The sequence below is a fragment of the Chryseobacterium sp. Bi04 genome, from assembly GCF_918698085.1.
Lineage (GTDB): Bacteria > Bacteroidota > Bacteroidia > Flavobacteriales > Weeksellaceae > Chryseobacterium.
On sequence record NZ_CAKKLP010000003.1, the window covers coordinates 232,828 to 251,468 of the forward strand.

The window sequence follows — 18,641 nt, forward strand, 5'->3', positions numbered from 1 at the left end:
AGGAAAGAATTTGCGAAAGCAGATTCTTTTTTTTATTTAAATACAGGTATTTTCAAGTTGAAGCACCCGATCGGATTAAAAAACAGGTGAAATAGTAAAGATTTAGTATTGTAATCTACCTTCCAATATTAAATTTTCACGTATTTTATAAATTTATACAATTGTTAATCAGATACTTATGTTTTAATGTTAACTCAATGTTAACTGAATGTAAAATTAATATGAATTATTTTTAATAACTTTGAGTAAGAGATAGAGAATAAATCCAAATATAATCTTAAAACCAAATAGTTATGAGAAATAAAATTCAAATATTGACCGCTTTACTTTTTGTTGTTGCATTTTCTGCGGTAATGAATATTGCTCAGGCACAAACTACAGATCATAATACAATCCAGGAAATTCAATTGAATAAAAGTGAAACTTTTAATGACATCAGGTCTCAACTGATCGCCAATTTTGATCTTACCAAGCCTGAATACAGACAGGGAACCGTCAATTCAGTAGTGAAATTTGATATTGCTAAAAACGGAAAAATTGTAAATGTCCATTCCAGTGGCGATTGCAAAAGCGTAAGCAAAGAAATCGAGTCTGTTTTAAGCGAACTTGATTATAGAGTAGACCGCAAAAAAATAAGTGACAATATGGTTGCCTATACCTATGTAATGCCTGTAACCGTAGAAATCAATAACAGATAGTCTTAAGAGTCTATTATTGTAAATAAAGCGAAGTAGATCCTTATACGGATTTTATCTAAAAAGTGTAAATAATGAAAATTTTGAATATTAAATTATAATAATAATTAATAGGATTCGTTTAATTTTGTTTAACCATAAAATTAAAACGATATGAAAAATTTAAAGAAACTGACTAAATTAGATTTAAAATCAGTGTATGGAGGAGAACCTAAACAATATTGCACCTATTGCGAATGGGCAGATAAAGTTTTCTGCAGTGAAATCCCAATCGTTCAGTGTCCATAAAAAAATCAAAACCGCTTTTATAAGCGGTTTTTCTATTAATCTTATGGATTGAGATTGCTGCTCAGCAAGATAATAATAGAGCTTACCAATCTTCAATGATTTTCTTTCTGTGGATTTTCCCCCAATCGATCATCGACATAAATACAGATCTTAATGTAGTGGTATGCCGGGTAGGGATGTACTCAATGACCGTAAGTAAATCATCCTGAATAGTTCTGTTGATAAGTTTATTTTGTTCCAGGTCTCTTAGCTCCTTTGCCAAAACTTTCCCACTGATTTTAGGAATGCTGTTTTTTATTTCTTTGAAACGTTTATTACCATTCATGATAGAAAATAAGACCAATGTTTTCCATTTTCCATGGATTACTTCCAGTGTATCCTGTAAATAAAGCATTCCTGCTTCACAATCCCTATGGGTTTCTTTTTTACTGTTCATCACTCCATGATTTTGTAGTTGAGTTATTATTTAGATTACCTTTTGGTAATCAGCTCATAAAGCATATACAAAAGTAAGTAACTTTATCATATGAAAAGCTGAAGTGAATTATCAAACAGCCTTTTTTTCAAATAAAAAGATCTTATAGCTTAACTCTCACAAAAATAATTTACTAAAAATGAAATCAATAACAACAGGGAAGGTATTCGTAACATTGGTTGCCTTAGTCACTCTTTTTGGAGCATATATTGCTGATTGGAATCATACCCATATTTTCAATCCACGCTGGCCTCCCCATGCAAAATTTCATAATGCACAGACTATGCTCTTCGGTGCAGTACTTGGACTCTTGTCATTGTGGTTTCTTTGGGTCCAGAAAGGTGATAGATGGGTCGTTTTTAGACTCTCAATCATCTTTGCCAGTCTTTATTGGATAACGCAGGCAATGTCTATTTTATTTCCGGGAACAGCCCTGTTTGATCCGGAGTTTTCTTATCATGGGCAGTGGCCTGTACAGTTCATATTAGATGGTGCGATGTTTTTACTGCTTATAATGGCTTATTTTTTAGAATCAAAACATTTAGATAGGTTAAAATAATTCATCATTAAAAAAAATGGAAATCTGATCGTTATTCTTTAAGGGTAGAAAAAATCAATTCAATTATAATAAGGGATGATAAAAATTAATACATTTGAATAGATAAAAAATAGCTGTGGATCCTATTCTTAATGTCGTAGTCCGTTCTCTCTGCGTTTACCTTTTCATGGTGATCGCCATCCGTTTATTTGGGAAAAATCAATTATCTCAGCTTAATGCAGGGGATATTGTTTTATTGCTGCTGATCTCCAATGCCGTTCAGAATGCAATGGTGGGACCGGATACTTCACTTCAGGGTGGACTTATTGCAGCCCTGGTTTTGTTTGTGGCTAATTTTTTGCTAAAAAGACTTATGTTTTCCAACCGCTCCTTTGAAACATTTATGGAAGATGATCCGGTAGTACTTATCAAAGATGGGATTGTAGATCATATAGCCTTAAATAGAGTGAAAATTACCGAAAGTGAACTGGAAGAAGCAATCAGGGAACATGGCATTGACCAAATAAAAAAGGTAAAACTGTCTGTCTTGGAAGTTGACGGAAACATAAGTGTGGTTTCTGAGGATGAGAAAAGCAAGCAGACTCATTATACAAGAATCAAAAGAAGAAATAAAAGAAAATACCATTAAACAGAATGAATTACGAACTAAGAGAGATGCTTCCCAATGATGGGGCCCGGGTACTTGAGATTTTCAGACAGGGAGTTGACAGTGGTATAGCCACTTTTGAAACAGCAATTCCTACTGTGGAAGCCTGGGATATGGAATACTTTAATGCCTGTCGCTGGGTATTGGAAAATGAGAATAATGAAATAGTAGGATGGTGTGCCTTGAAGCTGGTGAGTAAAAGAGAATGTTACAAAGGAGTTGCAGAAGTGAGTATTTATTTCGATACAGACTATCAGGGGAAAGGATTGGGATCAGTACTGCTTAAAAAGATGATTTTGGATAGCGAGGATCACGGATTCTGGACTTTACAGACCAACATCTTCCCTGAAAATGAAATGTCTATTAAATTCCATCAGAAAAATGGCTTCAGAATAGTGGGGGTTCGTAAAAAGATAGGAAAACTCAACGGGGAATGGAAAGATTTGATCATGTTTGAGAAAAGGAGTGAAATAATTTAATGAAATACGAGCACCTATAAAAACGTTTTATCTATTTTAGGGTTTACACTTTATATCCGGAATCTGGAATTTCGAACAATTTGGCATTAACCTTGTTATCTTTTGGCAACTAAGTTTGAAAAAGTGAAAATAATGAAAAGTATGTTTAAAGTGATGGGAGCAGGTGCGGTTATGCTGATGCTAACATCTTGTGTGGTTCATGAGCATCACGGAAGAAGGCTTCCACCAGGGCAGGCGAAAAAAGTGTATGGAGGGAGTGCAAGATATTATGCTCCCGGCCAGGTAAAAAAAGTATATATTTATGAAGATAGAGGTCGAGGTCACCATCATAAAGGCCGCGGTCATGGCCATCATAGATAGTGAAGAAAAAGAGGTTAAAATAATAACCTCTTTTTTTTATGTTCAGACTACAAATAAGTATAGTCCTTTTCTATTGATTGATATTAAAATCTGGATTTTTTAGGATTTAAAAAAGTATTGAAGATGATAACTTCCTGACCGAATTTTGTTTCAACGCGCTCAGCTATATTTTTTAATTCACTTTCAATAAAATCATTTCGGAGTTCATCATTATCAAAGATCAAAAGAAGGTTGTAATTTTTCCCGTCTTCAATATAATCACTGTGTACTTCAGAAAGGATATATTTGTTCACATCCATCAAGTTTTCAGTCATTACCACCAGTGTTTCATCAATATAATTTTCCCATTCCTCGAGATTATTTTTCGTACAGTGGAAAGTTATACTTAATATGCTCATATTTTATGAATTTTTAAGATTTTTTGGATAAATTCTACCACAAAAATCGGCAATTTTTTCGTAAATTAGCCCGTTAATAAAAATTCGAAATAAATAATTTTCAGACATACAGCTAAAGGTCTGGCTATCATTATAATAAAATTTGTTTATGCAAAAAGAAGGAGAAAGACTGATTCCTATCAACATCGTTGATGAAATGAAATCGTCTTATATCGATTATTCGATGTCTGTTATCGTCTCAAGAGCGTTACCGGATGTAAGAGACGGTTTGAAACCCGTTCATAGAAGAGTACTTTACGGTATGTATGGATTAGGGGTTTTTTCTAATAGAAAATATTTAAAATCTGCAAGAATTGTTGGGGATGTTTTAGGTAAATATCACCCACACGGAGACTCCTCTGTGTACGATGCAATGGTGAGAATGGCTCAGAACTGGAGCTTGCGTTATCCACAAGTGGACGGGCAGGGTAACTTCGGTTCAATGGATGGTGACCCACCGGCAGCAATGCGTTATACTGAGGCAAGATTAAAGAAGATCTCTGATGAGATTCTTTCAGACCTTGATAAAGAAACAGTTGATTTTCAGAATAACTTTGACGACAGTCTACAGGAGCCAACAGTAATGCCAACTAAAGTTCCCAACCTTTTGGTAAACGGAACTTCAGGGATTGCAGTAGGTATGGCCACCAATATGGCGCCTCATAACTTATCAGAATCTATAGATGCCATCTGTGCCTATATTGATAACAGAGAAATAACAATTGATGAGCTGATGCAGCATATCATTGCTCCGGATTTTCCTACAGGTGGAATTATCTATGGTTATGACGGGGTAAGAGATGCTTTCCATACAGGAAGAGGTAGAGTTGTTTTGAGAGCTAAAGTAAGCTTTGATGAAATTGGAAACAGAAATGCAATTATTGTAACTGAGATTCCTTATCAGGTGAACAAGGCGGAAATGATTGCCAGAACTGCAGAACTTGTTAAAGATGATAAAATCCCTGGGATCTACGAGATCAGAGATGAATCAGACAGAAACGGACTTCGTGTTGTTTATGAATTGAAAAATGATGCTATTCCAAATGTTGTCCTGAACTTATTGTATAAATATACAGCACTTCAGACTTCTTTCAGTGTTAACAATATTGCCTTGGTACACGGAAGACCGGAACAGCTGAATCTTAAAGATATCATCCATCACTTCGTGGAACACAGACATGAAGTAATTGTAAGAAGAACTCAGTATGAGCTTAAAAAAGCGAAGGAAAGAGCTCATATCTTAGAAGGATTCATGAAGGTGATAGGAACTCAGGATTCCTTAGACAGAGCAATTGCTATCATCCGTCATAGTGCCAATCCTCAGGGAGCAAAAGAAGGCTTGATCGAAGCATTTGAGCTTTCAGAAATTCAGGCTCAGGCAATTCTGGATCTTAGATTAGCCCGTTTAACAGGAATGGAGCTTGATAAAATCCGTGATGAGTATGATGCCATTATGAAAGAAATTCAGAATTTGGAAGATATCTTAGCGAATGAGCCAAGAAGATTCGAAATTATCAAAGAAGAATTGCTTGAAATCAAAGAAAAATATGGTGACGAAAGAAGAACGGAGATTGATTATTCAGGAGGAGAAATGTCTATTGAAGATATTATTCCAAATGAGTCTGTAGTTCTTACAATCTCTCACGCAGGATATATTAAGAGAACTTCACTTTCAGAATATAAAATTCAAAGTAGAGGAGGTGTAGGAAACAGAGCGGCAACTACAAGGGATGAAGACTTCCTGGAGTATATTGTTTCTGCTACCAACCACCAGTATATGCTATTCTTTACAGAAAAAGGAAGATGTTATTGGTTAAGAGTATTTGAAATTCCTGAAGGTTCTAAAACTTCAAAAGGAAGAGCGGTACAAAACCTTATCAACATTGAACCGGATGATAAAATCAAAGCATATATCAGAACCAATAACCTTAAAGATTCTGAATATGTAAACCAAATGAGCGTTGTGATGGTAACTAAAAATGGTACCATTAAGAAAACATCACTTGAAGCCTATTCAAGACCAAGGGTAAATGGGGTGAATGCTATTGAGATCAGAGATAATGACCAGCTATTAGGAGCTTACCTTACAAATGGTACCTCCCAGATTATGATCGCTACTAAAAACGGTAAGTGTATCCGTTTCCCTGAAGAAAAAGTAAGAGAAGTGGGTAGAGGATCCATTGGGGTAAGAGGAATTGCTCTTGAAGAAGGAGACGAGGCAATTGGTATGATTGTTGTGAATGATGTGGAGAACGAAACAGTACTTGTAGTATCTGAAAAAGGATACGGAAAAAGAACTGCAGTAGAAGACTACAGAATTACAAACAGAGGAGGAAAAGGAGTTATTACCCTAAACATTACCGAAAAAACAGGACACCTGATTGCTATTCAGAATGTAACAGATGAAGATGGATTGATGATCATCAATAAATCCGGAGTTGCTATCAGAATGGGAATGGATGAAATGAGAATAATGGGTAGAAATACTCAGGGAGTGAAAGTAATTAACCTTAAGAAGAATGACGAAATTGCAGCAATTGCAAAAGTAGAAATGGATAAAGATGTAGAAGAAGAAATTGAAGAAGGAGCAGAAGGAGTAGAAATTGTAACTGATAACCAGGAAAATGATGAAGTACCTCAGGCTGAAAATGAAACTCCGGCAGAGGAAAATGGGAATTCTGATTCTGAAGAATAAATTGTACAATTAATATAAAATAGTTATTATGAAGAAACTTATTTTAGGTATAGCTATCGTAGCATCTTCTTTTGCTTTTGGACAGAAAAAAGATGTAAACGCTCAGCTTCAGGCAGCTAATACAGCTGCTATGGAGGCCTATAATGCAAAAAATTATGCAGTTGCAGCCCCTAAGTTTGTAGAAGTTTATGACTTATTGAAGGCTAATGGTCAGGATAATAAGATCTACATGTATTATGCAGGGCTTAGTCATGCATTGGCAAATAATACAGATCCTGCAATTAAAATATATACTGATCTTATCAATTCCGGATTTACCGGAGTGGAGACTACTTATACTGCAAAAGATAAGAAATCCGGACAGGTTGTTAATTTAGATAAGGCTACCTGGGAGCTTATGAAAAAAAATACTGATTATTCAGATTTTAAAACTGAACAGTCTAAAAGTATAGAACCGGATCTGTATGAAACTTTAACTTCATTGCTTCTTAATGCAAAGAAAACTGATGAAGCTCTTGTTATTATAGAAAAAGGATTGGCTAAATTCCCTAATAATGCTAAGCTTAAAGAATCTCAAAGCTCCGCTTATTTCCAGTCTGGAAACACGGAAAAGTTTATGGGAACTCTAAAAGAACAGTTGGCTAAAAACCCTACTGATGCAACAAACTGGTATAACCTTGGAGTAATGCAGTCTAAAAATCCAGCCACAACAGCAGATGCTATTGAATCATTCAAAAAAGCAGTAGAGCTTAAGCCTACCATGGCAGAAGCACACCAAAATCTTGTGTATACAACTATTGGGGACGACTCTAAGATTGTAACAGAGATCAATGCTTTGAGAAAAGACAAGCCGGATGAAGCTACCAAACTGATCGATGCAAGAAAAGAGAGATTTGCTAAAGCTTTACCTTATGCTGAAGCATGGTACAAAGCTGCACCTCAAAGTCTGGATGCCGTTTCTGCACTTAAAGAAATCTATGTTGTAACTAAAAATATAGATAAAGTAAAAGAAATGAAAGCTAAAGAAACTGAGCTTAGTGCTAAAACAAAATAATAGCTTTAAGAAAATAATAATAAAACCGGAGCAGAAATGTTCCGGTTTTGTTTTTTTCCGGGATTGAAGAATCCTTATTTTTGTAGCAGAGACCCCTAAATTTCACTCCAAAAATTCTCTGTAATTCCGTATCTTTGGGAAAAATTTTTACAAGATGATTGAGTGGAAAACCGTCAAAGAATACGAAGATATTACCTATAAAAAATGTAATGGAGTAGCAAGGATTGCTTTTAACAGACCGGAAGTACGTAACGCTTTCAGACCCAAAACAACTTCAGAATTATACGATGCTTTTTATGATGTCTATGAAGATCCTTCTATAGGGGTGGTATTGCTTTCAGGAGAAGGACCAAGTCCGAAAGATGGAGGCTGGGCTTTTTGTAGTGGTGGAGACCAAAAAGCAAGAGGACACCAGGGGTATGTGGGAGAAGACGGAAGACACCGTTTGAATATTCTTGAAGTTCAGCGTTTGATCCGTTTTATGCCGAAAGTAGTTATCGCGGTTGTTCCGGGATGGGCTGTTGGCGGAGGACACTCTCTTCATGTAGTATGCGACTTAACTTTAGCAAGTGAAGAGCATGCTATTTTTAAGCAGACAGATGCTGACGTAACAAGTTTTGACGGTGGGTACGGATCAGCTTACCTTGCTAAAATGGTTGGACAGAAGAAAGCCCGTGAAATCTTCTTCTTAGGAAGAAATTACTCTGCTCAGGAAGCTCTTGAAATGGGAATGGTCAATAAAGTGGTTCCCCATGCGGAATTAGAAGATACTGCCTATGAATGGGCACAGGAAATATTAGAAAAATCTCCAACCTCTATCAGAATGCTGAAATTTGCAATGAACCTTACGGACGATGGTATGGTGGGGCAGCAGGTTTTTGCCGGTGAAGCTACGCGTCTTGCCTATATGACGGAAGAAGCCAAAGAAGGAAGAAATGCCTTCCTTGAAAAAAGAAAACCGAACTTCGGAGAAGATCAATGGATATCATAAACTGTAAAAAGTACAACGTAAAATGTATTAATGATTCAACACATTAGACTTTTACTTTGTACATCATACATTTTACATTATACAAATTATGACTGATTGGATAAAAGCCGCAAGGCTAAGAACACTGCCGCTTTCTTTAAGCGGAATTATTATGGGAGCTTTTATTGCAAAATGGAGGCTTTACAGAGAAGGAGGAATCTGGGACTGGAAAATTTTTGCACTGGCACTTTTGGTAACACTTTTATATCAGATTTTGTCAAATTATGCCAATGATTATGGCGATGGAGTAAAAGGAACAGATGCCAGGAGAATCAATGAAGCAGAGTCAAGAGCTGTTGCCTCAGGGAAAATTACGGCCAAGCAGATGAAAAATGCGGTCATCCTTTTTGCAGCATTGTCTTTCATTGCTACAATCGCTTTGCTGTATGTAGCTTTCATCCCAGACTATATGAACGAATTCTATATCTTCATAGGATTGGGAGTCGCAAGTATTCTAGCTGCCATTGGATATACAGTAGGTAAAAAACCTTACGGATACATGGGGTTGGGAGACATCTTCGTATTCATCTTTTTTGGACTGGTTTCTGTATGCGGAAGCTATTTTCTGTTTACCAAAACCTTCAGCTGGGATATGCTGTTGCCGGGAACGGCAGTAGGGATGATGAGCATGGCTGTTTTGAACCTTAACAATATGAGGGATATTGAAAGTGATAAGCTATCAGGGAAAAATAGCTTTGCCTTAAGGATAGGGTTTAAAAATGCAATGATCTATGAAATGGTCCTGTTACAGCTTCCTTTAGTATTGATTCTTATATTTTTAGGAGTTAACGGGTTTATACAGGCTCAGAACTATTACGTATTTATTGTAATGATCCTGTTATTTCCACTTGCGAAATTAAGGAGAAGTATCATGTCGGTAAAAGAACCTAAAGAATTAGATCAGTATCTGAAGCAGGTGGGTATTATGACGTTTATTATGGCAATTCTTACAGCAGCAGGACTTAATTTATTTCACTAAATCTAAAAATATATTATCATGAGTTCTACAATTTTTGTTGAAGCACAAATGCTTATCAGAAAGCCGATTGAAGATGTTTTTGAAGCATTCATCAATCCTGAAGTAACCACTCATTTTTGGTTTACAAAATCTACCGGAAAATTAGAGGAAGGTAAAACCGTAGCCTGGGAATGGGAAATGTACGGCGTAAAATCCGAAGTGAAAGTTCATCAGATTATTCCCAACCAACTGATTAAAACGGAGTGGGGAGAGCCTTCAACGCATGTAGATTATGAATTCAGAGCAATGGAAAAAGGAACCCTTGTTGTCATTAAAAGTTATGGATTCAGCCAGACCGGCGAAGATCTCTTAAAAATAATCAATGATAATACTGGAGGTTTTACAACGGTTTTAGATGGCTGTAAAGCTTATCTGGAGCATGGAATCAACTTGAGGCTGATTGAAGATAAATTCCCGTCAAAATAAGCGAAAATCTTATAAAGAAGATCGCTCTTACATTTAAAGAACACAGATGGCACGAATGCTTTTCACAAATGTCACTAAATTTATATTAGTTATTTGTGAAATCATTTGAGTCATTTATGTTTAATAATAATTAAAAATTAAATTGAAAATGAAAATACAATTCTTAGGGCAAAATTGCTTCTTGTTCACCTATAAGGATAAGACAATTTTGAGTGACCCTTTTTACAATTACAAAAAAACGGAGTCAGGATTTGACATTACCGCCAAAAAAATCGACTATATTCTGTTGACGCATGCTCATGGTGATCATATTGCTGATGTGGGTGAAGTGTTGCAGCATTATCCGGAAGCTACCATAATTGGAGTTCCTGAAGTATGTGGGTACTTTAAATCAGCAAAAAATACAGACGATGTCAACTTAGGAGGGTCGGCAAAAATCGACGATCTTAAAATTTCCATGGTTCCGGCTCATCATACGAGTTCTTTTCCGGATGGAAGCTATGGAGGCGTGCCTGTAGGATATATCTTCAGACTTCCTGAAGGTAAAAACATTTATTTGGCTGGTGATACAGGAGTAATGGCTGATATGGAGCTGTTCCCAAGGTTATACGGAAATATTGATCTTTCTATCCTTCCTGTTGGGAGCCACTACACGATGTGTCCGAGAAAAGCTTCTTTTGCAGCAGCAGAATTATTAAAGACACCAAAAGTAATCGGTTGCCACTTTGATACTTTCCCTGCAATTGAAATTAATCATGAAAGTGCATTAAAGCATTTTGCAGACAGAAATGTAGAACTTGTTTTACCAAAACTGGGAGAGGAGTTCGAATTTTAAAAAATAAGGGTAATCTGAAATTAGAAAATGATGCGTAAGGTATTAAAAACAAAAAAAGATAATTATCAAATTACCTCTCTCAACTTAAACCAAAAAAAAATGGCAAGCTACCTAAATCACACCGCTACGACCAATTACCTTTGCTGCGTTCCCACCCTGGAGGATTCTCAGGAGCTGGTTGTTTAGGACTTGCCGTTGCAAAGGTAGGAATAATTTATAAACTTCAAAACTTTATCAAAGAAAATTTGTTGAAAAAATGCAGTGATAGCGCTAAACAGCTGAAATCTAGGAGAATAATTTTTCAACTTTTTTCTTAAAAAATTAAATATGACGAAAAGTCCATCAACATTAGGAATTATACTTTTTATTGCTACAATGATCATTTTCTTTGTAGTGTATTCATTTTTCTCAGGCATCAATTATTTTGATACTTCACTGAAAGTCAATGCTTTCGTGTTGCCTGTTATCTATGCTGCTACAGCATTCTGGTCTGTAAAATCATACTGGAACAACCATAAACTGGGTTTTAGAGAAGCTTTTAAGAGAGCATTTGTTCCGATGTTTATCGGAGGAATTCTTTCTATTTTCAGTATTTATGCTTTCTTAAATTTTGCAGATACGGATGCTAAAAAGCTGTTAAATTACCAATATGTTCAAAGACAAAAATCAGAATTGGATACAGAATATACTTCTGCGAGAAAGATTTTAAAACATCAAAAGGACATTGATGAGCTGGATCAGAAATACAAAGAGAGGTCACAAAGCTTCACCCCGGAGGCTGTAAAAGGAAAAGATATGCTTACCGCAAGTCATTTTTCAGGATATTTTGCAGCAATTCTTATATTTTACGTAGTTTTGTCGGTGTTTTTCGGGGCGTTTTTCAGAACAAAAACAATTCAGCCAGAAGAAACAAATCAAGCCTAATTTTATTAAAAATTAAATGAATTTATCTATAGTTATTCCGTTACTGAACGAAGAAGACTCTCTGGAAGAGCTTTTTTCAAGAATTGATAAGGTCTGCACAACCGGTAATCTATCTTATGAGATCTGGTTTGTAGATGATGGAAGTACGGATTTATCGTGGAGCATTATTGAGAATTTAAAAGTACAGTATCCTCAGATCCACGCTATTAAATTTTCCAGAAATTACGGAAAATCACAGGCGCTTCATGCTGCCTTTGAAAGAACAAACGGAGATGTGGTGATCACCATGGATGCAGATTTACAGGACTTTCCCGAAGAAATTCCGGAACTCTACAATATGATAATTAATGATAATTATGACATTGTTTCCGGGTGGAAGAAGAAGCGTTTTGATAATGTGATGACAAAAAATATCCCATCGAAACTGTTTAATGCAGCAGCAAGAAAAGTTTCCGGAGTTGAACTTCATGATTTCAATTGTGGTTTGAAAGCCTACAAAAGACAGGTGGTAAAATCTATCGACGTATATGGAGATATGCACCGTTATATTCCGGTATTGGCTGCCAATGCAGGATTCCGGAGAATTACAGAAAAAGAAGTAAAACATCAGGCAAGACCTTACGGAACTTCCAAATTTGGTACAGAAAGATTTATCAGAGGTTTCCTGGATCTGGTAACCCTTTGGTTTGTAAGCCGTTTTGGAGGAAGACCTATGCATTTCTTTGGCGCCGTAGGAACGGTAATGTTCATTTTCGGTTTTCTTTCAGCATTGTGGCTGGGAGTTTCAAAACTTATTGATGTGGCCAGAGGAATTTATGGGCATTTAATTACCAATAATCCGTGGTTCTATATTGCGTTAACGATGATGATCATGGGAACATTGCTGTTTGTTGCAGGGTTCTTAGGAGAAATGATTATCAGAACCAACCGTGAGCATAAGAATTATAATATTGATGATGTGATTTAAAATATTTCAACAAGAACGACCAATATATTAATACTCCTGAAGAGCAATATGCTTTTCAGGAGTATTTTTTTTGATTTCATTAATTTATTTTCTGATATTCGTAATGATGAAAAAATTATAAAAACAATGGACGGCATTAAAATAGAGATCAGGGACTTGGTAGATATTGACTCTCTCTCAAAAGAATATGATATTTCTAAAAATGAACTGATCTCATTTCACAACCGGAACTGTGCACTGCATGAGCTGCTTCCGGAAAGACTTCCCAAGTACATTAACAGTATTTATATTCCCAAAGAAAAATACAAGAAATGGAAGGAAAAACAACTCCCGGTTTCCCGTATTGATGTTCCCGAGGCATCTGAAATGCTTAAATATGGCGTTCTGATCACACAACAATCACAAGAATTAAATATAGATTATCTTATTGATATTCAAAGGTTTGGCGATCGTAAGGTTTCCATTTTCCGGCAGAAATTACAGGTAAATAATAACGAAGTGGATCTGATGGTTGAGAAAATCATGGAAACTGCTGGAAAAGCATTATACCCGATACATATGTCTTTGAACAAGAAAGGAAAACCAGATCGGATTGAAAATGCTGAAGATATACAAACCCGATGGAATGAAATATACCGTCCAAGAATTCAACAGTATTATGTGGGGGAAACAGCAGAAGGGCTTATTACAACATATGACTATTTTTACGAAAATATTGAGAACGGGGTGGGAAGTTTACAGCGTAATGTATTTTATCCCATATTCTTTATTCCTCTTTATGATTCATATCCTGATTATCAGAAAGAAGAACGCTTGAATTTTTATTTTCCTTCTTTTGGGGAAATGGTTTATTATGATACTGTTTTTTCATTGCAAAGAACTTTTTCAGACAGCGGAAGAATTGTTATTCAGGTTAAAGGAGATCAATGCTATGACGAAATAAGTCTGGATGAAGATAAAGGAAAAATAGAGCTTGACTACCAACTGGATAAAGAATCCCGGAATGTGTTTTCGGTAACGGGAACATTATCAACATTCTATGATAATCAAGAAATTAAAATTTATATTGAAATATATCGTCAGGAAGCTTATCTTTGATTTACCAACTCATAAAAAATATTAATATGCAGGCACTTTTCGTCCCCTGAAGCCTTTGGCAGGCTTAATCTATTCTACCATAAATCTGAATCAGCTGGCTGGTCAGACATTACTTTTACAGAAAATAATCCGTTTTTGAAAATGAATTCTTTGCAGTATAGTGAAAGAAATTAAGGTAGAAAAATCCCTCATAAAGCTAATATTTCCCTGCATTAAAGAGACAGCAGAACAAAAAACATTAAAACACAAAAAATGATGAGTGAAAAACATTTGGTTTGCCAGGGAGCAATCTGTAAGTGCCAGTTCGGAACAGCCCCGGATAAGCTTATGGTAAAAACCCAGAGTAAACGCTACATTAACGATAAAGACGGCAGTGATAAATTAATGGCCACCCACGTAGACATTGGAGCAACTTTTGAGAAAAATACTTTCGGAAGCTGTGCCAAAATGAATAATAATCCCTGCACCCCTTCTGTTACAAAATGGGATGGCTACTATGAAAATATCACAATAGAAGATAATGGCGGAAAAGCTCTCCTTGAGGACAGTAAAGCTACCTGCGCTGTAAGTGGAACTCCCAGCATAGAAATTATATTTCATGGACAAACTGCAGAACCCAATCAGCAAAATGTAGATAATGTACGACCGGAAGTGGCAGCGCAGCTGCTGCCTTTGGAAGAGGATAATACAGAATATATCTATTATACTAAAGAAGGGCTGTACCTGGGCGGATTAGAAAAGAGTACTAAAATATATTTAACTACTCAGAAGGAATATGATAAGGTGGAGGCAGATAAAAAATGGTCAGGAATTAATGTTGGAACCAATTTATTAAAAGAGAAAGAGACATTTATTTCAAATGAAAAGTTTGTAGAGAAAGCATCCACTATATATGGCGAAAGTTCAGCATACAGAGGTAATATTGGTATTGAAGATGAGCTTGCTTCAGAAATGCTTGCAATAGCCTCTGTGCATAAAATCAATAAGGTTGCTTATGGAATAAATAGTAAGCAGGCTGTTTTATTCAGAAATACAAAAATTGAAAAAAGAAATGAAACAAAAATGCAGCTGGCGGTGGCAGCAATCATCCGCTCATTGACAACAAATGAAGATCCCAGTAATGGGGCTACGATGTGGGATGGTGCAGAACAGGCTGCTTTTTCAGCAGATGATGATAGATATTCAACAGGAAAATTTGAAATTCATATGAATACAATGGGATGGATAATCTCAGATGAACATCATACCAAATGGCAAACGCGTGTAGAAAGATTAGGCGCTACCTTTAATGCCCCCAAGGAAAAATATACTCCGGGCAAAAATCCTAATAATAAATACGCTACTGAGGATACTATTGCTCTGGAATCAAGAGCAGTGTATTTAGGAACTATTTTTTGGAAAGAATTAAAAAACAGAAAAAAGAAACCTAATGAAAAAAAGAAATAGTCTGTATTTTTTTATCGTGTTCTTTTTTTACCTCGGCTGTAAATCTCAAAAACATGATTATAGAGTAATTCATTTAAGCAATAATGAGATCCTGTCAACGTATTATTTTCATCCTGATCACATTGAATATGCAAGAGTGTATGGTAGTTCTTTTAAGAATGATTCCATAATATTTAACCGTAATAAAGACGATTTGATTGTAAAAGAATTTAACTATGATGAAAAACAGAAAAAAAGAGTAGCTGGAGGAAGCATTAGATACATTAATTACTATACGAGTCTTTCAGATATTATTGTATCAGGAAATCTGTTATCAATGGATGAAGTTCCTGTAAGTAATTTTAATTTTACAAAGAAAGACTTGGAAATTGAAAGTATAATTAAAGAAAATTGCAAATCAACAAAAGAAGGATATAGTGGCTGTGATTTTATTTTCCCAAAAAATAATGGACTTCCCTATTTACCTGAAAGCTCAACAATAACATCAGCCAAAATAAAAAAAGGCAAAGACGGATTAGAAGAAATTGAAGTGCAGGGGAAGTATGAGGATGCTGCTTTTAATTATAAAAGAAACTATTATTACGACAATAAAAAAATTAAAAAAATAATTACTTCTGTGAAAGATAATACCTCCGTGAATTCTTATGAAGATGCTTATTCTGTGAGGAATCAAAAATAATTGTATAGAATAGAGGTAAATGATGAACAAGTTCATTGTTTACGTATATTGTATTCAACAAGAAATAAAAACAAAGATGAAAACTAATTAAAACTGGATTACTATGGTTATTACAGGAGATACACGTCCAATTGCCGGTACAGGCTGCTCCTATTCGCTATCTTCAGAAGGCAAGAAAATAAATGCAAAAGAGTGGAGAATAGAATATGGTGGCAAAGTGTTGGCAACAAATACCAACGGAGTTTTTAAGTTCAATATCAGCCTGGCTGGAAAAACTGTAAAGCTTACTGCGGTAGCTATACAAAATGGCAGGCCGAATGCCTATTCTATTGATCTTACCATTCTTGCAGACCGCCCTAAAATAGTATCTGTAGAATGGCAGGATTTTAATGGAAGAGCCATTGGAAAACGGAAAGTAGGTTATCTGGATAAAATAAAACTTAGCATAAAAACAGCCAATATTCCTAAAAGGGATACCCTCAAAATTTCTGTTTATGAAGATGATTCTACCGGAGACCGTGCCATGGATACTTATACAAGCAGCGCCATAAACGAAAGGGGATATGCCTATTTATATTTTAACCAGCTGAGTTTATACCAAAAAAAGCTGAATGATTCTGATTGGGTAAACGAAAGTGAACATGAATACTATATAAAAATAGAATATAAAAACCATATAGACCAGGCGGAAGAGAAAACACAGCTGGTGGTAGAAAACGAACTGAAAACACATATTGATCAGCCAAAACCTACGAATAATCCTGTAGTGGTAGGTAAAAATGAAGTTAAAGTAAAAACTAAAAAAAGAGCTGTTAACTATACATTTGGAGTTTTTCTGGATGGTACATTGAATAATATGTACAATACGGAGCTAAGGCAAAAGGTAACGGAGGAAGAAGTAAAGAAAGCAGAAGCATCCGGAATAAGCGATATTGAAGCCAAAAAAATCTATAAGAAAAAAGGAGGAGCTGTGGATGATGATCCATCCAAAGGAGAGACCAGTTTCGAAAATGACCTTTCTAATCCTGCGATCATATTTAAGAACTATATTATAGATTCAAAAACCATTTTTAAAATTTATACTGAAGGGATGGGAACCAATACAGCTCCTAAACACTATGGAGATGTATTAGGTATAGGTGATTATAGAGGAGATGACCTGATGATGGGACCTGCTTTTGGAATGGGATCTGCCGGAATTATGGATCGGGTAAGAAAATCGATCGGAGACGTTGCCACAACAATCTTAAAGAATATTAATAAAAACAATCAGGTGATAGGGACTGTGACATTTGATGTTTTTGGCTTTAGCCGGGGAGCTGCGGCAGCCAGGCACTTTGTACATGTAGTGACACAGGGGAGTTACGGAGCACATACCACAGCCTGGAAGGAGGGCTTTATTGTTAAGGATAAATTTGGATACAATGTAGCAGACTCTTACGCCAATAGAATGATGCCTGCCTTTGGGTATCTGGGACAATTGCTCACTGAAGCGGGATTGATGGACGAACAGGCAAAAGTACAGATCCGGTTTGTAGGGATTTATGATACGGTACCCCATCACGGATTATTCCAGTCGAATGACTCTGGAGATCTTGGGCTGAATGATGTCAACAGGGCAGATTATGTAGTACATATGGTCGCGGCAGATGAGCACCGGGCTAATTTCAGCCTGGTCGATATTTCTTCTGTAGCCAAAACGCCACCTGACAGCAGTAAAAAAGGAGGAATTGAGCTGCATTATCCCGGGGTGCATTGCGATGTAGGGGGTGCTTATGTGGAAGGGTGGACAGATAATCCGAAGAGAATTGATGCAACTATTGTGAAGGAATCTCTATATCCTCTTTCTGAAGAACTTATCAGGCAGGGGTGGTTTCTGCCGGGGGAGCTCAGTATTAAGAAAGATCCTTTTTACAGGCTTAATGTTAACAATTACAGGCTGGAAGGGGAGAGAAAGCTCAGCAACCAGTACAGCTTTATTCCATTGCATCTGATGACGGAATTTTGCACCAAAAAGCGTATACCTATTAAAGAAGATGGAGTAACTGATGATTATAGATTTCAAAACAATTGGATTCCCGGTAATACTGCATTTTTAGAAGGGATTAAGGAGAAGCTGAAAAATTATACCTTTAACGGAGGGCCTCCCTTAGTATTTATAGAGCCGGAAGCGTATAAAGAGCCTCCGGTTGTACATGCCACAGGTGACAGAAGAGCGGTTATGGAATGGCAGCAGCGCCAGCTGGAAGGTCAAAAGTGTAATGATGCGGAAGCGGATAAAAAGAACAGGGAAATCAAGTTCCTGAGAAATCATTACCTTCATTGGAATGCTACTTATGGGCAGTCGGGATCTGATCTTGTTACCCAGAAAAATTATCCTAATATTGTAAATGGCAAACGAAAGCGGACGGTATATTAATGAATTTTCTTATTTCAGGAATGATCAGATAAGCTCAGGGTTAAGAAAAAAAAATGGAAGAAAATTAAATAAATGAAAATATATATGCTCTGTATGTTTTGCAGTATATTC

20 protein-coding genes and 1 other RNA gene are annotated in these 18,641 nt (G+C 36.1%); 18 read left to right on the top strand and 3 right to left on the bottom strand.

The window, feature by feature from the left end; translation table 11 throughout:
- The first annotated feature begins 293 nt into the window (after positions 1 to 293).
- Together LQV47_RS07300 and LQV47_RS07305 are read left to right on the top strand one after the other, a co-directional pair.
- Positions 294 to 698: a hypothetical protein gene (locus tag LQV47_RS07300; RefSeq protein WP_230035399.1), complete on the top strand. Its 405-nt coding sequence runs from the start codon at positions 294 to 296 to the stop codon at positions 696 to 698.
- Between the two features lie 150 nt (positions 699 to 848).
- On the top strand, positions 849 to 983 hold the full coding sequence (locus tag LQV47_RS07305; protein ID WP_230035401.1) for a protein with bacteriocin-type signal sequence: 135 nt from the start codon (positions 849 to 851) through the stop codon (positions 981 to 983).
- Between the two features lie 82 nt (positions 984 to 1,065).
- Here LQV47_RS07305 and LQV47_RS07310 read toward each other — a convergent pair whose 3' ends face one another.
- Positions 1,066 to 1,419 carry a helix-turn-helix domain-containing protein gene (locus LQV47_RS07310; RefSeq protein ID WP_230035403.1) on the bottom strand — a complete coding sequence of 118 codons (354 nt, stop codon included), beginning with the start codon at positions 1,417 to 1,419 and terminating at the stop codon, positions 1,066 to 1,068.
- Between the two features lie 178 nt (positions 1,420 to 1,597).
- On the opposite strand from LQV47_RS07310, the gene LQV47_RS07315 reads away from it, so the two are divergent.
- The 4 genes from LQV47_RS07315 (at position 1,598) to LQV47_RS07330 (ending at position 3,502) form a co-directional block, all read left to right on the top strand.
- The gene (locus LQV47_RS07315; protein WP_230035405.1) at positions 1,598 to 2,017 is read left to right on the top strand and encodes a DUF6640 family protein; all 420 of its coding nucleotides are present in this window, start codon (positions 1,598 to 1,600) and stop codon (positions 2,015 to 2,017) included.
- A gap of 115 nt (positions 2,018 to 2,132) precedes the next feature.
- Positions 2,133 to 2,645 (top strand): YetF domain-containing protein, encoded by a 513-nt coding sequence (locus tag LQV47_RS07320; RefSeq protein WP_230035406.1) that lies wholly within the window; start codon positions 2,133 to 2,135, stop codon positions 2,643 to 2,645.
- Between the two features lie 5 nt (positions 2,646 to 2,650).
- The gene (locus LQV47_RS07325) at positions 2,651 to 3,142 is read left to right on the top strand and encodes a GNAT family N-acetyltransferase (RefSeq protein WP_230035408.1); all 492 of its coding nucleotides are present in this window, start codon (positions 2,651 to 2,653) and stop codon (positions 3,140 to 3,142) included.
- A gap of 132 nt (positions 3,143 to 3,274) precedes the next feature.
- Positions 3,275 to 3,502: a hypothetical protein gene (locus LQV47_RS07330; RefSeq protein ID WP_230035410.1), complete on the top strand. Its 228-nt coding sequence runs from the start codon at positions 3,275 to 3,277 to the stop codon at positions 3,500 to 3,502.
- 83 nt (positions 3,503 to 3,585) lie between these two features.
- On the opposite strand, the gene LQV47_RS07335 is transcribed toward LQV47_RS07330, so the two are convergent.
- Positions 3,586 to 3,900: a DUF4286 family protein gene (locus tag LQV47_RS07335; RefSeq protein WP_230035412.1), complete on the bottom strand. Its 315-nt coding sequence runs from the start codon at positions 3,898 to 3,900 to the stop codon at positions 3,586 to 3,588.
- A 148-nt stretch (positions 3,901 to 4,048) separates the two neighbouring features.
- Between LQV47_RS07335 and gyrA the strand changes: the two genes are divergently transcribed.
- The 6 genes from gyrA (at position 4,049) to LQV47_RS07365 (ending at position 10,997) form a co-directional block, all read left to right on the top strand.
- Entirely contained in the window at positions 4,049 to 6,634 is a 2,586-nt protein-coding gene (gene gyrA / locus LQV47_RS07340; protein ID WP_230035415.1) for a DNA gyrase subunit A, read from the top strand.
- A 28-nt stretch (positions 6,635 to 6,662) separates the two neighbouring features.
- Entirely contained in the window at positions 6,663 to 7,688 is a 1,026-nt protein-coding gene (locus LQV47_RS07345) for a hypothetical protein (RefSeq protein ID WP_230035416.1), read from the top strand.
- 154 nt (positions 7,689 to 7,842) lie between these two features.
- Positions 7,843 to 8,679 carry a 1,4-dihydroxy-2-naphthoyl-CoA synthase gene (locus tag LQV47_RS07350; protein ID WP_047495817.1) on the top strand — a complete coding sequence of 279 codons (837 nt, stop codon included), beginning with the start codon at positions 7,843 to 7,845 and terminating at the stop codon, positions 8,677 to 8,679.
- Between the two features lie 88 nt (positions 8,680 to 8,767).
- Complete coding sequence (gene menA, locus LQV47_RS07355) at positions 8,768 to 9,697, top strand: 1,4-dihydroxy-2-naphthoate octaprenyltransferase (protein WP_230035418.1); 930 nt, start codon at positions 8,768 to 8,770, stop codon at positions 9,695 to 9,697.
- A gap of 18 nt (positions 9,698 to 9,715) precedes the next feature.
- Positions 9,716 to 10,162, top strand: a complete 447-nt coding sequence (locus LQV47_RS07360; protein WP_230035420.1) for an SRPBCC family protein — start codon at positions 9,716 to 9,718, stop codon at positions 10,160 to 10,162.
- Between the two features lie 148 nt (positions 10,163 to 10,310).
- Positions 10,311 to 10,997, top strand: coding sequence for a metal-dependent hydrolase (locus LQV47_RS07365; protein WP_230035422.1), 687 nt, complete (start codon positions 10,311 to 10,313; stop codon positions 10,995 to 10,997).
- Positions 10,998 to 11,094: 97 nt separating this feature from the next.
- On the opposite strand, the gene ffs is transcribed toward LQV47_RS07365, so the two are convergent.
- Positions 11,095 to 11,192, bottom strand: an RNA gene (gene ffs / locus LQV47_RS07370) — signal recognition particle sRNA small type.
- A gap of 132 nt (positions 11,193 to 11,324) precedes the next feature.
- Here ffs and LQV47_RS07375 point away from each other — a divergent pair.
- The 6 genes from LQV47_RS07375 (at position 11,325) to LQV47_RS07400 (ending at position 18,530) form a co-directional block, all read left to right on the top strand.
- Positions 11,325 to 11,921, top strand: a complete 597-nt coding sequence (locus LQV47_RS07375) for a DUF4199 domain-containing protein (protein WP_230035424.1) — start codon at positions 11,325 to 11,327, stop codon at positions 11,919 to 11,921.
- Between the two features lie 16 nt (positions 11,922 to 11,937).
- The gene (locus LQV47_RS07380) at positions 11,938 to 12,888 is read left to right on the top strand and encodes a glycosyltransferase family 2 protein (RefSeq protein ID WP_230035426.1); all 951 of its coding nucleotides are present in this window, start codon (positions 11,938 to 11,940) and stop codon (positions 12,886 to 12,888) included.
- Between the two features lie 126 nt (positions 12,889 to 13,014).
- On the top strand, positions 13,015 to 13,986 hold the full coding sequence (locus tag LQV47_RS07385; protein WP_230035428.1) for a hypothetical protein: 972 nt from the start codon (positions 13,015 to 13,017) through the stop codon (positions 13,984 to 13,986).
- Between the two features lie 252 nt (positions 13,987 to 14,238).
- Positions 14,239 to 15,432, top strand: a complete 1,194-nt coding sequence (locus LQV47_RS22550) for a DUF4280 domain-containing protein (RefSeq protein WP_354960492.1) — start codon at positions 14,239 to 14,241, stop codon at positions 15,430 to 15,432.
- Positions 15,416 to 16,111 (top strand): hypothetical protein, encoded by a 696-nt coding sequence (locus LQV47_RS07395; RefSeq protein WP_230035430.1) that lies wholly within the window; start codon positions 15,416 to 15,418, stop codon positions 16,109 to 16,111. Before LQV47_RS22550 ends, LQV47_RS07395 begins: the two co-directional genes overlap by 17 nt.
- A gap of 103 nt (positions 16,112 to 16,214) precedes the next feature.
- Positions 16,215 to 18,530: a DUF2235 domain-containing protein gene (locus LQV47_RS07400; RefSeq protein ID WP_230035432.1), complete on the top strand. Its 2,316-nt coding sequence runs from the start codon at positions 16,215 to 16,217 to the stop codon at positions 18,528 to 18,530.
- Positions 18,531 to 18,641: the final 111 nt, after the last annotated feature.

What these genes read in the sequence shown, in the direction of transcription:
- LQV47_RS07300 (WP_230035399.1), top strand. Translation starts at nt 294, where the DNA reads ATGAGAAATAAAATTCAAATATTGACCGCTTTACTTTTTGTTGTTGCA.
- LQV47_RS07305 (WP_230035401.1), top strand. Translation starts at nt 849, where the DNA reads ATGAAAAATTTAAAGAAACTGACTAAATTAGATTTAAAATCAGTGTAT.
- LQV47_RS07310 (WP_230035403.1), bottom strand. Translation starts at nt 1,419, where the DNA reads ATGAACAGTAAAAAAGAAACCCATAGGGATTGTGAAGCAGGAATGCTT.
- LQV47_RS07315 (WP_230035405.1), top strand. Translation starts at nt 1,598, where the DNA reads ATGAAATCAATAACAACAGGGAAGGTATTCGTAACATTGGTTGCCTTA.
- LQV47_RS07325 (WP_230035408.1), top strand. Translation starts at nt 2,651, where the DNA reads ATGAATTACGAACTAAGAGAGATGCTTCCCAATGATGGGGCCCGGGTA.
- LQV47_RS07330 (WP_230035410.1), top strand. Translation starts at nt 3,275, where the DNA reads ATGAAAAGTATGTTTAAAGTGATGGGAGCAGGTGCGGTTATGCTGATG.
- LQV47_RS07335 (WP_230035412.1), bottom strand. Translation starts at nt 3,900, where the DNA reads ATGAGCATATTAAGTATAACTTTCCACTGTACGAAAAATAATCTCGAG.
- gyrA (WP_230035415.1), top strand. Translation starts at nt 4,049, where the DNA reads ATGCAAAAAGAAGGAGAAAGACTGATTCCTATCAACATCGTTGATGAA.
- LQV47_RS07345 (WP_230035416.1), top strand. Translation starts at nt 6,663, where the DNA reads ATGAAGAAACTTATTTTAGGTATAGCTATCGTAGCATCTTCTTTTGCT.
- LQV47_RS07350 (WP_047495817.1), top strand. Translation starts at nt 7,843, where the DNA reads ATGATTGAGTGGAAAACCGTCAAAGAATACGAAGATATTACCTATAAA.
- menA (WP_230035418.1), top strand. Translation starts at nt 8,768, where the DNA reads ATGACTGATTGGATAAAAGCCGCAAGGCTAAGAACACTGCCGCTTTCT.
- LQV47_RS07360 (WP_230035420.1), top strand. Translation starts at nt 9,716, where the DNA reads ATGAGTTCTACAATTTTTGTTGAAGCACAAATGCTTATCAGAAAGCCG.
- LQV47_RS07365 (WP_230035422.1), top strand. Translation starts at nt 10,311, where the DNA reads ATGAAAATACAATTCTTAGGGCAAAATTGCTTCTTGTTCACCTATAAG.
- LQV47_RS07375 (WP_230035424.1), top strand. Translation starts at nt 11,325, where the DNA reads ATGACGAAAAGTCCATCAACATTAGGAATTATACTTTTTATTGCTACA.
- LQV47_RS07380 (WP_230035426.1), top strand. Translation starts at nt 11,938, where the DNA reads ATGAATTTATCTATAGTTATTCCGTTACTGAACGAAGAAGACTCTCTG.
- LQV47_RS07385 (WP_230035428.1), top strand. Translation starts at nt 13,015, where the DNA reads ATGGACGGCATTAAAATAGAGATCAGGGACTTGGTAGATATTGACTCT.
- LQV47_RS22550 (WP_354960492.1), top strand. Translation starts at nt 14,239, where the DNA reads ATGATGAGTGAAAAACATTTGGTTTGCCAGGGAGCAATCTGTAAGTGC.
- LQV47_RS07395 (WP_230035430.1), top strand. Translation starts at nt 15,416, where the DNA reads ATGAAAAAAAGAAATAGTCTGTATTTTTTTATCGTGTTCTTTTTTTAC.
- LQV47_RS07400 (WP_230035432.1), top strand. Translation starts at nt 16,215, where the DNA reads ATGGTTATTACAGGAGATACACGTCCAATTGCCGGTACAGGCTGCTCC.